14 protein-coding genes and 1 tRNA gene are annotated in these 15,941 nt (G+C 44.4%); 8 read left to right on the top strand and 7 right to left on the bottom strand.

What is annotated here, in order from left to right:
• Window positions 1–19: 19 nt before the first annotated feature.
• The 3 genes from dinB to AAEY72_RS10740 form a co-directional block, all read right to left on the bottom strand.
• Window positions 20–1,105, bottom strand: a complete 1,086-nt coding sequence (gene dinB, locus AAEY72_RS10750; RefSeq protein WP_352310518.1) for a DNA polymerase IV — start codon at window positions 1,103–1,105, stop codon at window positions 20–22.
• A gap of 258 nt (window positions 1,106–1,363) precedes the next feature.
• A tRNA-Leu gene (locus tag AAEY72_RS10745) sits at window positions 1,364–1,449 on the bottom strand.
• Window positions 1,450–1,589: 140 nt separating this feature from the next.
• Entirely contained in the window at window positions 1,590–2,363 is a 774-nt protein-coding gene (locus tag AAEY72_RS10740; protein ID WP_010199805.1) for a ferredoxin--NADP reductase, read from the bottom strand.
• Between the two features lie 618 nt (window positions 2,364–2,981).
• On the opposite strand from AAEY72_RS10740, the gene tsaA reads away from it, so the two are divergent.
• Together tsaA and tfpB are read left to right on the top strand one after the other, a co-directional pair.
• Window positions 2,982–3,833: a tRNA (N6-threonylcarbamoyladenosine(37)-N6)-methyltransferase TrmO gene (gene tsaA / locus AAEY72_RS10735; RefSeq protein ID WP_352310517.1), complete on the top strand. Its 852-nt coding sequence runs from the start codon at window positions 2,982–2,984 to the stop codon at window positions 3,831–3,833.
• 102 nt (window positions 3,834–3,935) lie between these two features.
• Window positions 3,936–5,723, top strand: coding sequence for a type IV pilus assembly ATPase TfpB (gene tfpB, locus AAEY72_RS10730; RefSeq protein ID WP_352310516.1), 1,788 nt, complete (start codon window positions 3,936–3,938; stop codon window positions 5,721–5,723).
• 53 nt (window positions 5,724–5,776) lie between these two features.
• Here the strand turns inward: tfpB and AAEY72_RS10725 are convergent, their stop codons facing one another.
• Window positions 5,777–6,442 (bottom strand): acyltransferase, encoded by a 666-nt coding sequence (locus AAEY72_RS10725; RefSeq protein WP_352310515.1) that lies wholly within the window; start codon window positions 6,440–6,442, stop codon window positions 5,777–5,779.
• A gap of 311 nt (window positions 6,443–6,753) precedes the next feature.
• On the opposite strand from AAEY72_RS10725, the gene AAEY72_RS10720 reads away from it, so the two are divergent.
• From AAEY72_RS10720 to gspK, 6 genes are all read left to right on the top strand, one after another.
• Window positions 6,754–7,542 carry a TatD family hydrolase gene (locus tag AAEY72_RS10720; RefSeq protein ID WP_352310514.1) on the top strand — a complete coding sequence of 263 codons (789 nt, stop codon included), beginning with the start codon at window positions 6,754–6,756 and terminating at the stop codon, window positions 7,540–7,542.
• Between the two features lie 233 nt (window positions 7,543–7,775).
• The gene (locus AAEY72_RS10715; RefSeq protein WP_194618893.1) at window positions 7,776–8,459 is read left to right on the top strand and encodes a TetR/AcrR family transcriptional regulator; all 684 of its coding nucleotides are present in this window, start codon (window positions 7,776–7,778) and stop codon (window positions 8,457–8,459) included.
• Window positions 8,460–8,652: 193 nt separating this feature from the next.
• Window positions 8,653–9,465 (top strand): prepilin-type N-terminal cleavage/methylation domain-containing protein, encoded by an 813-nt coding sequence (locus AAEY72_RS10710; protein ID WP_352310513.1) that lies wholly within the window; start codon window positions 8,653–8,655, stop codon window positions 9,463–9,465.
• A gap of 3 nt (window positions 9,466–9,468) precedes the next feature.
• Window positions 9,469–9,960 carry a type II secretion system minor pseudopilin GspI gene (gene gspI / locus AAEY72_RS10705; RefSeq protein ID WP_352310512.1) on the top strand — a complete coding sequence of 164 codons (492 nt, stop codon included), beginning with the start codon at window positions 9,469–9,471 and terminating at the stop codon, window positions 9,958–9,960.
• Window positions 9,957–10,823, top strand: a complete 867-nt coding sequence (gene gspJ, locus AAEY72_RS10700; protein ID WP_352310511.1) for a type II secretion system minor pseudopilin GspJ — start codon at window positions 9,957–9,959, stop codon at window positions 10,821–10,823. Before gspI ends, gspJ begins: the two co-directional genes overlap by 4 nt.
• Before the next feature lie 42 nt (window positions 10,824–10,865).
• Window positions 10,866–11,963: a type II secretion system minor pseudopilin GspK gene (gspK, locus tag AAEY72_RS10695; protein ID WP_352310510.1), complete on the top strand. Its 1,098-nt coding sequence runs from the start codon at window positions 10,866–10,868 to the stop codon at window positions 11,961–11,963.
• A 28-nt stretch (window positions 11,964–11,991) separates the two neighbouring features.
• Here the strand turns inward: gspK and AAEY72_RS10690 are convergent, their stop codons facing one another.
• The 3 genes from AAEY72_RS10690 to ychF all read right to left on the bottom strand — a co-directional run bounded on the left by AAEY72_RS10690 (window position 11,992) and on the right by ychF (window position 15,553).
• Entirely contained in the window at window positions 11,992–12,675 is a 684-nt protein-coding gene (locus AAEY72_RS10690; RefSeq protein ID WP_026037055.1) for a TetR/AcrR family transcriptional regulator, read from the bottom strand.
• A gap of 191 nt (window positions 12,676–12,866) precedes the next feature.
• A complete protein-coding gene (locus tag AAEY72_RS10685; RefSeq protein ID WP_352310509.1) occupies window positions 12,867–14,288 on the bottom strand; it encodes a deoxyguanosinetriphosphate triphosphohydrolase in 1,422 nt (473 codons plus the stop codon).
• Between the two features lie 173 nt (window positions 14,289–14,461).
• On the bottom strand, window positions 14,462–15,553 hold the full coding sequence (ychF, locus tag AAEY72_RS10680; RefSeq protein ID WP_010196176.1) for a redox-regulated ATPase YchF: 1,092 nt from the start codon (window positions 15,551–15,553) through the stop codon (window positions 14,462–14,464).
• Between the last annotated feature and the right edge of the window lie 388 nt (window positions 15,554–15,941).

The following is a 15,941-nucleotide window of genomic DNA, read 5'->3' as shown; positions in this document are numbered from 1 at the left end:
ACACTAGAAATTCATTAGGTTATTCAAAAAGATTTAACTGTGGCAGTAATTGCGTGGCAGGAGTTAATGAAGAATAAGTAACCCCAACCAACCTAATAGGAAGGTCACGTGGAATGTCCAAAAATAGCTTATCAAGCCAATAATGAGCAGAGTTAGCATTGGAGAATGCCGTCGATAAGGTATGTGAGCGCGTAATTTGAGTAAAATCTGCGTATTTTATTTTTAGGGTAATGGTATAAGCAATCAGCTGTTTTTTTTGCATTTGTCCAAACGCATCGTCATTTTGCTCGTAGATTTGGGCTCTTAGTGCGTCATTATCACTTAAATTGTCTCGGAATGTGGTCTCAGAACCCACAGATTTATGCGTGCGCTCAGATTTGACAGGGCGCTCATCACGACCATGAGCAATATCGTGATAAAATTGGCCGCGTTTGCCAAACTCCTGCACCAATACGGCGGCTGGCATGCGTCGAAGATCAGCGCCATTGCTCACGCCCATCGCATGGAGGCGCGTAGCAGTTGCCTTACCAATACCGTGAAAACGCTCAATAGGTAGCGTACTGATAAACGCATCAGAATCGGCTGGGGTGATAATCGCTGTGCCATTCGGTTTGTTGATATCAGAAGCAATTTTTGCCAGCATCTTATTAAACGACACCCCAGCAGAGGCAGTTAATCCGGTCTGTGCTAAGATTTGCGCCCGTAGCCAATTGGCCATCAAAGTCGCAGAACCTTGCTGGAATTGCAAGCCAGTGACATCCAGATAAGCTTCATCTAGAGACAAGGGTTCAACATGCGGCGTCAAGCGGTGCATGATACTGCGGATATCACTGCTGACAGCACGGTAGACATCAAAGCGTGGTCGTACAAACACCACTTCTGGACAGCGTTTGCGTGCCTCGTAACAGGACATTGCAGACCGCACACCAAATTTGCGCACTTCATAGCTCGCCGCTGCCACCACACCGCGACCATTTGGGTCGCCGCCCACTACCAAGGGCTTGCCGCGTAACTCAGGGAAGTCGCGCTGTTCAACACTGGCATAAAATGCATCCATGTCGATGTGAATAATCTTACGCGGGCTAGGGTTGATAGAAGCGGTCATGACCACTATTTTACCTGATTTTATGGTTATTTTGGTATTGATTGTTAGGTATATGAATGAGTTACAGCGATGTTTTTGAACCTATTCATGCAAAAGGAATAACGGCAATCAGCAACTTTTATTTGAAGGTTTTGAGCGTTAATGTGCTTTTATTAATGCAGCTGTCTGTATCGACCATATATAAGTAAAGAGCTGCTGCATGAGTTATTGTTAGGCATAAAAAAACCTCCGACTAGGGAGGCTTTTTTATTTTAAAAATGGTACCAGTGGTCGGACTCGAACCGACACGCTTTATAGGCAACGGATTTTGAATCCGTCATGTCTACCAATTCCATCACACTGGCATGTTAGATAATAAAGTTTATAATGCGAACTTTATTGAATTGGGCTACAGGGTTAACTCTGTATAGGCTGCGTATTATAGCAGCCTATTTTTGAGCGTCAAGAATTATTTATAATAATTGTGATTTTAATCAAATTAATCTTAACCGACAAACGCTCTTTCGACCGCATAGTCGGCTTGAACGCCCATGCGTGGTGACACAGTGAGACCGAAACCATCTAGAATCTCAGAGACTTCCGCATTAAACGGCATGCTGCCACATATCATGACACGGTCATCGTCTTTGTTAATTGGCGGTAAACCAATATCTTCAAAGAGTTTGCCTGATCTCATCAAATCGGTAACGCGGCCTTGGTTTCTAAATTCTTCGCGAGTAACCGTTGGGTAATAAATGAACTTCTCGCGGAACCATTCACCAAAGATTTCATCGTTGGGCAGCTCATTTTCGAACATATCACGATAAGCCAAGTCATCGACATGGCGTACACCATGCACCATGATGACTTTATCAAAGCGTTCATAGACTTCAGGATCACGTGCCAAGGCCAAAAATGGCGCAAGCCCAGTACCAGTCGACAGCATATAAAGGTGTTTGGCTGGTAGTAAATCATCTAAGACGAGCGTACCCGTGGGTTTTTTGCTGACCAACAGCTCATCGCCGACCTTGATGTGCTGTAGGCGTGACGTCAAAGGACCATCTGGAACCTTGATAGAGAAGAACTCTAAATGATCTTCGTAGTTGGGGCTAGCAATCGAATAAGCGCGTAAGAGTGGTCTGCCATCGACAACGATACCAATCATCGCAAACTCGCCATTGCGAAAGCGCAAACCATCGTCACGTGTGGTTTTGATGCTAAATAAGGCATCATTCCAATGATGAACCTCTGTGACCGTTTCGGTGCGAAGTTTTGACATAAAGTCCTCGTTAATAAATCACTATTTTTATCGTTAAGTGTAAATGAGTATTAAATTGAAATTTTCAATGATATGTTTTGGGGGCTAACAATATATAAATGGGTAATCATCAAAATTGCTAATAACGGCTCATACTTTGAAATATCTGTTATCTATAAACCAATAAGGTCATAAATTTATGAATCAATTTATAAGGCGTTTTTCCACTTTCATACTAGGGCGTGTCCTCAATTGAACCGATAGCGATCTAAATGGGCTAAAAGTGGTTAAATCTTGCCAAACATCGTCAATTAGCTAGGTAATATCTCGATATTATCTGCGCTATTTTCCTTGTTTGACTGCAATTTACCTCACTTTTATCCTCATTTTTAAAATGAGGACACGCCCTAGGAATTGTACAGTAATAGCGAGAGTTTTTATCCTCATGGGCAATACCGCTGTCGTATGAATGCAAGCCATTCTCAATAAATTTCTCGATCATAATACCAAACTTTAAAATAAAAATCTGTCTAGCGGCCGCTATGTAGCATGATAAAATGGAATATCGTTAGTGAGTAATTTTGTATGATTGAGCCAACTGTCTTAATAAGGGCCGTTTGCCATCATTGGAGTGGATATATGTCTGACCATAATGCATCTTTGGATGACCATCATCGAGCACCTATTATTGGCTATCATCGTGCGCCGCTTTCACAGAAGTTTGGCGCGCCAAGGCAACCGAATTTGGTGGCCTTGACCAGTGTGATTGAGATGCTAGCGCCTTATGACACCCCAGCGGCATTCATTGGTTTGGAAGCATTTAGTCATATTTGGATCAGTTGGCAGTTTCATCATAATTATGTGGATAAAACCAATCAAGCGAGTAAAGATAAACAGGTAAATAAAGCAGACAGCAGCTTTCGCCCGCAAGTTCGACCACCAAGGCTTGGGGGCAATCAGAAAATAGGGGTATTTGCCAGTCGCAGTATGTACCGACCATCCGCTTTGGGATTGTCTGTGGTCAAGTTTGAGCGTATTGAAATAGTACAAGGTCGAGTGTTACTTATTATCAGCGGTGCTGATATGATAGATGGCACGCCCATTATCGATATCAAACCTTATGTGGCTTATAGTGATGCATTAGTGCATGCAAAAAGTGGCTTTGCGCCTTCTGCACCCATGTCATTAGATGTGACTATAACGGAGTTGGCTTACCATCAATTTACACAAATGGTGGTCAATCAACAGCTTTATAAAGAACCTAGTGAACTATGTATGGTAGCGGCAGTCATTGACAAGGTAAGAACGCAACTCATACGATCTGACCTCGATGCTATCAAAGCATTAATTGCACAAGATCCACGTCCTGCCTATCGCCGTGCCGAAGTAAATAAACAGTTTGTTATGCGCTATAAGTGTGTCGATATCAGTTTTCAGTTAATAGAATCGGGACAGTTGCAGATCACGGACGTTGTAGCAGTGGTTTTGTAGCGTGAGAGAGTAGCGCGTTCTTTATGTCGTTTTTATTTATACCAATTTATTGACATCATAAAACAGTTGGTTTGCAAAAAATTCTAATAAAAGAAGAAAAATATGTCTGCTCAAAAGTATTCGATCGTGATTGATTTGCGTTGGTGCCTAGATGAATTATTGGCGGATAAGGTGATTGATCAGCGTGGCTACAATTTGGTGATTACCAGTCGCCGTGATAAGGCGCAGCATCCGCTCCTAACGATTAGTGAATTTGGCTTACCCAATGGACATGCTTTGGATCATGAGCAACAACAGAAATTGACACTGCCATGGCTCAATGAATGGTTGGCTGTCAAAGCAGATATGCCGCTCGTGCGTATCGATCCTTTAAAAGTTGATGTGCCAGCCGTTACGCAGTTGATGTCTTTTGAATATGCGCGCTCGCAGCATATTTTGCCGATCGAGGTGACGATTGATGAAGTCGTCATCGGCACCGACCAGCCTTTTTATAGTGATTGGCATGGCAATATTGAAAAACTCATTAAGTCCAAAATCTTTCGTACGGTATTTATCAATCCTGAACAGATCAACCGCTATCGGCAAGAGTTCTATCAAGTCACGCAAGCGATTGCAGGAGCAAATAGCATCCACAAGCGGGCGGCGGCGGATGTCACCAATGTCGAGGCATTATTGCAATTGGGTGACAATACCAATCCTGATGCCAATGACCAACATATTGTCAAAGTCGTCGATTGGTTGTTGCAATATGCCTTTGAGCAGCGCGCCAGCGATATTCATTTAGAGCCTCGCCGTGAGACCGGAAAAGTGCGCTTTCGTATTGATGGCGTGCTACATACCGTCTACGAGATGCCATTGGCTATTATCGTCGCGGTGACGGCGCGGATTAAAATCTTAGGACGACTAAATGTCGCAGAAAAGCGCAAACCTCAAGATGGACGGCTAAAAACCCGTACGCCAAAGGGTCTAGAAACTGAGCTGCGCCTATCGACGATGCCGACTGCTTTTGGCGAAAAACTGGTCATGCGGGTATTTGACCCAGAAGTGCTGGTGCGCTCGTTTGCTCAGCTTGGTTTGTCAGGTAAGCAGCTTGATACTTGGCATGAGCTGACTGCGCATCCAAACGGCATTATCTTGGTCACGGGTCCGACTGGCTCAGGTAAGACCACGACGTTATACAGTACGCTTAAGCAGCTCGCCACTGAGCAGGTCAACGTCTGTACGATTGAAGACCCGATCGAGATGATTGAGCCAGCCTTTAACCAAATGCAGGTGAATCCAGGGGTTGATTTGCACTTCGCTGATGGTATTCGCTCGTTGATGCGGCAAGATCCAGACATCATTATGGTTGGTGAGATTCGCGATGCTGAGACTGCCAATATGGCGGTACAAGCATCACTGACTGGACATTTAGTGCTCTCAACGTTGCATACCAATGATGCGCCAAGTTCACTCACTCGCTTGCATGATTTGGGTATTCAGCCGTTTTTAACCTCAGCGACCATACTAGGCGTCATGGCACAGCGTCTACTACGGACATTATGTCCGCACTGTAAAAAAGCGCTGGACGTGACTGCAGATAGTGAAATTGCTATTCAATGGCAGGAATTGGTTCAGCCTTGGCGCGCGCCCGTGCCAGCACAAATTTATATGGCGCAGGGCTGCGAGCATTGCCGTCATACGGGTTATCAAGGTCGAATCGGTCTGTATGAAATTATGCCGCTATCGAATGAGCTCAAAAAACTGGTCGCCGCTGATGCCAATTTGGACGTGCTAAAGCAGCAAGCGTATCGCGAAGGCGTACAGCCGTTGCGCTTATCGGGCGCAAAGCGCATCAGTGAAGGCGTGACGACCTTAGAAGAGGTGATGCGAGTGGTGCCATTGCATTGACCTTAAATAGCCAATGCTCGCTGTGGTAAAACGTCGCTTTATGACTTGATTATTTAACGCTCCCAGCGTACATTTTGGCGAATAATTTTGGCTGGTGTACCAGCAATCATGCAATTGGGCGTCTCGACTGGTTTATTGACAAATGCCCCAGCTGCAATGATACAACCGCTGGCGATAGAGACGTTTTTAGAGATGGTCACATTGGCGGCAATCCAAATATGATCTCCTAAAATGACGTCTGTATGTGCCTTATTCACTCGCGCGTTAGTGTCTATATCATAGACCTTGTGAACGTCAGTCGCTCGAATTTCGATACCACGTGATATCATGCATGATTGACCAATGGTCACACTTTTATCGCGAGCCAAAATATAGCAATCGATGGCGGTGGTATGATGACCGATATAAATATGCAGATGATTACCGACAACCAATAATTGCCCCGAAAACTTAACGTGCTCTCCAATCGTGACTTGATTATGGTTGCCATTGATGTCAATTTTTAACTGATTAAATTTACCACCCTGACCGATAGTGATTTGATTGTCATCACCTTTGCGAATGGTAATGGTCGAATTACCAATGATGCGTGCGTCTTTAGCAATACTAATATGATTATCATGCCCTTTATCTTGTAATAAAAACCGCTTTTTGTATAACCGTTTGGGTAACAATGCTTTTATGATCGGAGAAAGGTTGATGGTTTTTTTGTGATTCATAATAAAAGGCTTATGAGAAGTGAGTAGAAGGCGTAATGTTTTCGCTAGCGCATGGCTTTTATGGTTGGTTAGCTGTCTTTATATCAAGACTCATGTCAAGGCTCATGTTAAAACTATAGTCAGTTTTGATACCGTTTCAGACACGGTTAACCATACCTCTGATAGTGTACCGCTAAACTTTACTTGAAAACAGCTGCCTTTGGGGCAATCAATACGACTGTTACTAATATGATTGTTACCAATACGACTGTCACTTTGAAGACTTATTCCTAATATTTTTTATTTATTCATTTTTATTAACGAGAGTGTTTATGTTTACTGATAGCCATTGCCATCTTAATCGTCTAGATTTAACCAAGTATGATGGTCAATTGTCTGGTGCGATTGACGCAATGAAAGCCGCCAATGTCACTCGGGCAATGGCGATTATGTGTGATTTTGCTGAATATGATGAGATTGCCCATATCGTCAGTACCTATGGCGATGAGACGCTAAATCTTGGTATGAGCGTCGGTATCCATCCTTGTGAAGATATCAGTATCTTGCAATCAGCGACGGTCGAGCGTTTGATCGAAACGGCTGATGCCGACCATGTATGGGCGATTGGGGAAACGGGGCTGGATTATTATTGGTCAACTGAAAATAAAAAAGAGCAGCAAGCCAGCCTTGCACGTCATATTCATGCCAGTCAAAGTTTAAAAAAACCACTCGTCATACATATGCGCGATGCCAAAGAAGATACGATCGATATCTTAAAGGCGGAAGGCGCTGAGCACGGTATTATTCATTGCTTTACCGAAGATTGGGATACGGCCAAGCGGGCGCTAGATTTAGGGTTTTATATCTCGTTTTCAGGTATTGTCAGTTTCAAAAGCGCACAAACCATCAAAGATGCCGCAAAAAACATGCCTAGAGACCGACTACTTATCGAAACCGACAGTCCTTATCTAGCACCTGTACCTAAGCGTGGTAAACCCAATGAGCCAGCCTATGTACCCTACGTGGCAAGTTGTTTGGCAGATATGTATGGTTGTAGTAGTGATGAGGTTGGGACATTGACCGCAAAAAACTTTGAAAATTTACTGGCACAGTACCATTAAAATCGTTATGCTATGACCACTCAGTCATTTATTAGATAGTCTTATTACTTTACGCTATTTGTACTTATTATTCCGAGCGTAAGCATATGATTATTAATGACTATTTAGCAAACATAAGCATATCTCCTTTGGTGATTTTCGAGTAGACTTTGTATGACCTCATACACTTGTCGCCGACGCACTAATCCGTTCGAGGGTCATATGTTTAATCTTGTCAGGTTTTAGGAGAGATTATGAGTCGTCAGCATCAGTTCAAGGCACGAGAAGAAAATATCTTAGCGATGGCAGAGCAATTGCTACTTGAGTCAGGCGATGGTGATATCACTTTAGACAGTTTGGCGGATCAGCTGGACTTAGCTAAAGGGACGCTATATAAGCATTTCTCCAGTAAAGATGAGCTCTATTTGCGTATTATTATTCGCTATGAAGAGCAACTGTTTGAGATTAATCGCATTGATGATTGTCCGTCGGCAGGCGTTGCTCGTATGATTTTTCAGCAACTGTTTAATCCACAAAAAGCCATGCTACTCAATCAAATCGAAGAGCGTTTAGCAGCATCGGTGACGGGTCTCAATCGCTTATTTGGCGAGCTGTATGATATTCGCCGTCAGCGTATGAAGCGTCTGATTGATATCATCAGTGCTTATTTGAGAGATGAGCACAGTAACTTGAGTACGCGTGACTATTTGTCCTCTATTTGGGCGATGGGTCAAGGCGGTGCGGGACTATTAAACTCAAGCTTTTATCAGCGTTATTTGGGTCGCCGTGATACCCTGCGTTATGCTTTTGTCCAGCAAATGCTTGAGTTGCCTAGTCATTATCCTGCCGATGACGAAGAAGTCATGGATGAAGATATGCAAGAGCTGGTAGAGCAAATTGATACTGAGTCAGAAGAACATCGCAATACCAATTACTAGGGCCTGTAGGCATTTACATAAATTTAAAAGCATCCGTGTTGTAATATTCTTATTGCAACACGCCAAAGTTGCCAAGGTTTGAGTGATGAGAACTCTCAAGAAATTACACTCTGTGTAAGCCTGCTATATCTATCACTCTGCTATGTTTACCACTTTATATACCAAACTTTAATTATAGGCCAATAGGTGCAATATGCCGGTCACTGCTAAGACTCAGTCCAGTTCAGTGGTCGCTTGCCATTTAGGCTTAGCAAGTCAACACTTACTATATACTGAAAAGGCTAATAGTTCGGTCGCTTGTACCGGCTGCAATGTCGCTATAGTAAAAACTCCTCCGGTTTTATCCTCTAAAATATCAAAAAGCACCCATGCGCAAGCTGGTTTTACCCTCGTTGAAATCGTGGTAGTGGTGGTGATTCTATCTATCTTTGCTGGCATGATGAGCTTGTCAGTTGGTAGTAGTGAGTCCCGAAAAAACCGTGCCTTTTATGAACACCTTACCGATTCATTGAGTTACGTGCGGCTGTTATCAGCTGAGCGTATGCAGCCAATGGGCTTAAGCTTACAAGCGAATAAACAAAGTCAAGTAAATCCGGTCATCGTCACCTTATCAAATCCTTATATTGCCTATCAAACCGCTGATATCACCTCAGACGGTACGGATAGCCGTCCCAAAAATGCTATGGAATTGTCTACAGATTTGTCGGGTACGAAAGGCGAAATACCAACGCCAAGTTGGGAGATTGAACCAGAAGTCACGTTGCCTGAAATGCCTGATGGGGTTAGTTTGAGTGTGCAAAGCTTAGATGCTGGCAACGCTGTAAATGCTGGACAGAATCAGACGCTACAGCCTTGGTTTACCGATCAGACGGTACCTCAAATACTCTGGTTTGGCACCGGGCAAGCAACGCCTGTAACGATCGAAGTACGTCATAATTCGCGTTTGGTGGGTGAGGTAATTACCATCATGCCGGACGGTAGTATGTCGTTAGGACAAGGACTGTAGCTGATGGTTAAGTTATCAAAATTGCCTATTAATTCGGCTACTAGGCCTAGCGAAGATACCTTTTTAAAGTCGACACGCGAAAGCGGTTTTACCTTGATTGAAGTGATGGTCGCATTAGCGATTTTAGCCGTCGTCGCTGTCGCTGCTAGCCGTGCCAGCAGTGCGTATCTCAGCTCGGTTGATGTGTTGCGTACCCGTACGCTGGCTCATTTCGTTGCCCAAAATGCGGCGGCTGATCTACAGATTCAAGAGACATGGCTGACTGCCAATCGCAGCCAAACGCTTAACGCGCAAGGTCGGGATTGGCAAGTAGTGATGACAGTCGGTGACACCATTACCCCAGCGTTGAAACAAGTTACTATCGCTGTCGCGCCGATTATCGATGGACAGACAGGTAACACAGTGACGGATATTAAGGTGGTTTTGAGTAATCCAGAACAGGATGTGGGTAGTTTGGATTTAGCGAACCCAAATTCAAGTGGAGGTAACCCGTGAGACAGCAACGCGGCTTTACCTTACTTGAGCTGATGGTCGCTATGGCAATATTTGCGATGTTGGCAGTGGCTGGTTGGCAAGTGTTTGATAGTGTGAACCGCGCCCGTGAACGCGCACAATTTCATGCTGATAATCTGGCTGTCTTGCAATATGCCTATTTGCAGCTACAACAAGATATGGGGCAAATCATTCCTTATCAGTTACCCACGACGCAAGATGCCCGTACTCAAGATACCCGTACTCAAGATATTAGTGTCGCAAATAGTGGCAACGAAAGCAGCCAAGACAATGCGATAGAGCCTGAGCCTTTTATGAGCCTAGATGGCGAGCGTGTCAGCTTCGTACGCTTTGCAGATCCTGACCCACGCTACCAAAGCAGTACCAGTATGCAGCACGTCGAATATATTTTTGCCGATGAGCGCTTGATTCGCCGTCAATATACCAGCCTCGCAACGGGGCCTGATAGCGTTAGTTTGGATAGTGTATTGTTGGAAGGGGTGACCGCAGCACGCTGGCAGGCCTATTTACCAGAGATAGCGACAAAGTTCCCTGACGAAAACAGTGGCAATAACAACAATACGAATAGCGCCTCTGGGCAAACGACTAATACAGCGAGTAGCCAAGCTGAGGCTAAGTTATTACCAAAAGGTATTGCTGTCAGCTTCACTTATCAAGATATGCCTATCACTTGGCAATGGGCACTTGCGCCGCAGCCATTCCCTCGTAGTAGTATGCAAAATACACCTAATAGTAAAAGTGATAACAGCAACGATAATGGCAGTAATGACGGTAACAGCAGCAATAACGATAATACTAATGGTAGCAATACTGCTAACGCTGGTGTGGGCAATGCTAATTTATAAGGTATTGAAAATGTGCCCTTGTACCAATCAGAGAGGTCGCTTATGTCAATGACAGCGCATTCTCAGCGCGGGGTAGCGCTGCTGACTATATTGCTACTGGTGGTTAGTATTACGGTGGTCGCAGGGGCGATGCTTGCCAGTCAAAAAATTGCTATCAGGCGTAGTGGCTTATTGTTTGATCAGAATCAGTTATTACAAGACATTAACGCCGGTCAGCAGTTGGCAGTGACCTTGATTCGTGCGGATGATAAGCTGAACGATACGGATAGCGAGCAAGATATTTGGGCGCAGCCAATACCGCCTTATGCCTTAGATAATCATAGCATTAGCATCGAAATTCGCGACGAGGCCAGTCGTTTTAATATTAATAACTTATATCAGAATGGTGCGGTTAATACGGCAGACTTGGCTGTCTTTCAAAGACTCTTAACACAATTAAATCTAGAGCCCAATATCGCCATTGCGGTACTGGATTATCAAGATGCAGATGGTGAGGTCTATCAAGATGGCGGTGATGAGAGCGTGGTATATTCGCAGCAGCGCAGCGGGGCATTAGATGGGACATTACCGAACCAGCCATTTCTTAGCATCGATCAGCTACAAGACGTTCGAGGAGTAGGCGCTGAAGTGCTGGCGGCGCTACGCCCTTACGTTACTGCCGTCCCTTATTATGTGCCTATCAATGTCAATACCGCCAGCCCTGAATTGCTGGCGTCTTTGGTGGACGGTGTGACTAGCGAGCAGATGCGTGGGTTGACCGAGATGAGGAGTAAGCAGGTCTTACCATCTATTGATGAATTATGGCAATTGCCACAATTGGGAGGTATTAATGCAGAGCAGCGGGCAGCATTAACACCATTGTTAGCCGTTGACAGTCAGGCTTTTACGGCGCTTATCACGGCAACAGATAGTGCGAATACTGGTCAAACAAGGCAACGTTTTGCTACTGTTTTGATTAGCAAAGCTGCCACTGGTGATGGTGAGACCGACAATAGTAGTGCTGCTAATAACAACGATGCTAATAGCAATGATAAAAATGGCAATGATGCCAACAGTACGGGTAATAACGATAAGAGCAAAACAGCGAAGTCAATTAAGGTTGTTACACAGCGTCTATGGGCATTTCGGCCGAGTTTTTAACTAGCACTAAAAGGTTTGCGGAGATTACTTAGTCATCGCTCAGGCGAGTCTCTTCAGTAGACTTCCAGTTGTATGCGCCATAAAACAACATTTGTGCTTGACGAGTACAGTTATGCAACATCAGCTGTTTCTTTTTTTCAATTTCAGACAAATCAGCTTCGTCATCATGATCTTCAGTATACGTCAGCTCTAACCAATCGATAATCCAAGAAAAAAACATATTAACCCCTGCTTCAGCCAGTAAGCGTAAATCATAAGCATCAATATGAGTAAAGGCGGGCTGTAAAGCCAAATCTTCTGCTAAGCTTTGCCCATGCTTTTTGATCAATTCATTAATGGCCTTGCGCACGGCCTCTGAACCACCATAGCGTTCGCTGACCAAAAACTGCCAATAACAAGGCTGCTCGCTGACCATATATAAAAACAGCTGAATACTCTTGGCGATTTGGCGATCAAAGCTGCGCCTACGGCCAATTTGTAAACTGTCGCTTAATATGGCGAGTGTCCCGCCCAATTCTTCAACCACCAGCGCCCGCCCAAGCGATTCCATATCATCGAAATGGCGATAGAATGCCGTTGGCACGACACCAACCTCACGTGTCACCTGCCTGAGACTGATGGAGCTAAAAGACTGCCCTGTCATACAGAGATCGAGCACGGCATTAAAAAAGGCGTGCCTGGTTTGAAGTTTCTTTTGTTCGCGACTGCTCATAATATTTCAAAATTATCCGATAGAGGTTTATCATACTCACTTCAGCGCAGAAATACGACTGAAATACGCAACTTGTGTTAATTTATAGTCAAAGCCATTTATAGTGAGTAACGGGCAATTAAGCGCAAATATTACACTGAGTACATTGGGTGAGATGAACGCTGTGACCGTTTCTAAAATGAGGACGCACCCTAGACCATCGTACTCCAATGACCTTGTAGCTCCTGAGCCAATCTATATGCCTCATGATCATTCATCCCAGTAATAAAGTCCAATATATTTAAAATATTGTGATAGATATTATCGGATAGTACCCGTCGATGCTCATCGAGGTGCGGTTGGAGGAGTTTTTGCAGTCGCTGCTGCTCAAAGGACATCGGGGCAGTTTTTGCATTTGTCCAAGCCAATGGTATGAAGGCATCTAAGAGGCGATGCAAGCATTGGTTCGCCATCAATTCCATCCGCACTTTGCTTGGGTGATTGAATATTTGCTCACGCGCCAATTGTTTGGCTTGATTAATACCATTTTGCACATTTGCATCACAATGTGCAAATAGACTGCCTTGCAGTGTACCAGCCAGCAAGGCATCGCTATTAGCGACAAAAGCGTCGGTGACAGTGTTGACCAAGCGCATCATAGCACGTGCTCGCAATGATGCTAGGCTTTGCCTGACAGACATATGCGCTGGCAAGCTCACACCACTAGGACGCTCACCAATCAACTCATAAAATATCGTGGCGACCTCGCTATAGGTTAGCATATTCAGATTGATACCATCTTCTAAATCTATCAGCGCGTAGCAGATGTCATCTGCAGCCTCCAATAGATAGGCGAGGGGATGGCGCGCAAAACCATCATGTTGCTGCGAGCGTGGTAGGCTCAGACACGCTGCCAATTCTTCTAACTGAGAGGCTTCACTATAAAAGCAGCCAAATTTTTGTACGTTGGTGAGCGAGCTACTTGGAGAAGTGCTTTCAGAAACATGATTGCTATGCGTCGCTAGCCAAGGGTATTTCATAAAGGCACCCAACGTCGCGCAAGTGAGGCGCATACCGCCTTTATCAGGATGATGCTCATTACGGGCGAGTAGCCGAAACCCTTGCGCATTGCCTTCGTATGCCAGTAAGTCCAATTGCTCATTATTACTCAGATTTTGTAAAATAGCCTGACGATCAGGATGCATAAACCAATCGCGAATGGCGTATTCTCCTGCATGACCAAAAGGCGGATTACCAATATCATGAGCGAGGCAGGCTGCTTGAACAATGACCCCGACATCGGCTGGCGAGACGCCTGCTGGTAGACCGCTGGCTAATTTATCATGCAGTTTTTCTGCCGCCATTATCCCTAATGAGCGTCCAATACAAGAGACCTCAAGCGAATGCGTCAAGCGCGTATGAATGCCCAATTGGTTGGTCAATGGATGGACTTGGGTTTTTTGATTGAGCTGCCGAAAGGAGTGCGAAAACACCAGTCGGTCGTAATCTTTATGAAAGGATGAGCGCGCGCTGTCTTGCGCTGGAGCTTTTTTGTGGCTGCCCAAGCGCTGCGCACTAAATAGTTGTGCCCAATGTGCACTGCTGTTAAGCGATTGATAAATATGAGCCGTCATAGTTTATAATCCGTTATTTTTATCATTATTTTAATAATTGTTTTCAGCGGATTTGCTGTTTTTGAAGATAACAGACGTTATTATAATAAAAAAAGCCAGCACAAAGGCTGACTTTTGGTTGTTCTCTACTAAGACTGTGTAAACACGCAATTCGCTTTATCAAACTTTGAACGTTAAACGTTAAAGCGGAAATGCATTACGTCGCCATCTTGCACGATGTATGTTTTGCCTTCCAGACGCGATTTACCAGCCGCTGCTGCGCCTTTCTCGCCGTTGTGCTCGATGAAATCATCATAAGCAATGACTTCGGCACGAATGAAACCGCGCTCAAAATCGGTATGAATCACACCAGCAGCTTGCGGTGCGGTTGCGCCAATAGCGACAGTCCAAGCACGCACTTCTTTTACACCAGCGGTAAAGTAAGTTTGCATATCAAGTAAGTCATAACCACCGCGAATGACTTGATCAAGACCGGCTTCTTCCATATCCATTTCAGCTAGGAAGTCTTTTTTATCGTCTTCATCAAGCTGAGCGATTTCAGATTCGATTTGGTTGCATAGCGCGATGACGATAGAGTCTTCACCAGTGGCGTAGTTGCGAACAGCATCTAAGTATGGGTTGTTCTCAAAACCATCCTCAGACACGTTAGCGATATACATGGTTGGCTTTAGGGTAATCAAACCATAGCTTCTGATGAGTTTTTTCTCATCGCTATCAAGGTTTGCCGCGCGAGCCGCTTGACCGTCTGCTAACAATGGTTCGATTTTTTTGAACACATCAAGCATGGCGCTAGCGTCTTTATCGCCGCCTTTGGCTTTTTTGGTTAAGTTAAACACAGCGCGCTCAACCGCTTCTAAATCGGCCAATGCCAATTCAGTATTGATGGTTTCGATGTCATCAATAGGGCTAACGCGACCATCGACGTGGACGACGTTGTCATCATCGAAGCAGCGTACCACGTGGGCAATCGCATCAGTCTCACGGATGTTGGCTAGGAACTGGTTGCCCATACCTTCGCCTTTTGACGCGCCTGCGACTAGACCTGCGATATCCACAAACTCCATCGTCGTCGGTAGTACACGTTCAGGATTGACGATATCAGCCAGTTTCTTTAGGCGTAGGTCTGGTACTGGTACGATGCCCGTGTTGGGATCTTTGGTACAAAACGGAAAGTTTTCAGCGGCGATACCCGCTTTGGTCAAGGCGTTAAACAAGGTAGATTTACCCACGTTTGGTAGGCCGACGATGCCGCAATTAAAACCCATAACATGCTCTCAATATATGAATAAAATCAGTTGGTACTTAGTCAATATAAGACTTGCTACTTAGTCCCCATAGAACTCAGTAATTAGTCATTATAAAACTTAGTTAAATGGTAAATCAAAATTGGGCATATTGTAGCAAATTTACCGGAATAGGGGTGAGGTTGTTGTGCGGTATACTAAGATTTTGTCCGAGTCTGTCCTAGTCATCGCTGGCAATTTTGCTGTTTTATCAATTATGGTAAGCTGTACTATAAAATAATAATTTGGCTAACAAGCGCATTAAAGATGAGTGCCTATAACTCGCTAAACTTTACTAACAATCTTAATCATTAACAGCAAAAATCATTAACATCAAAATCTCTTAGCTACATCTTTGAACTGCTACGTA

This window comes from Psychrobacter sp. W2-37-MNA-CIBAN-0211 (assembly GCF_040309405.1).
Classification (GTDB): Bacteria; Pseudomonadota; Gammaproteobacteria; order Pseudomonadales; family Moraxellaceae; genus Psychrobacter; species Psychrobacter glaciei.
This window is presented reverse-complemented; position numbering and strand designations above follow the sequence as displayed.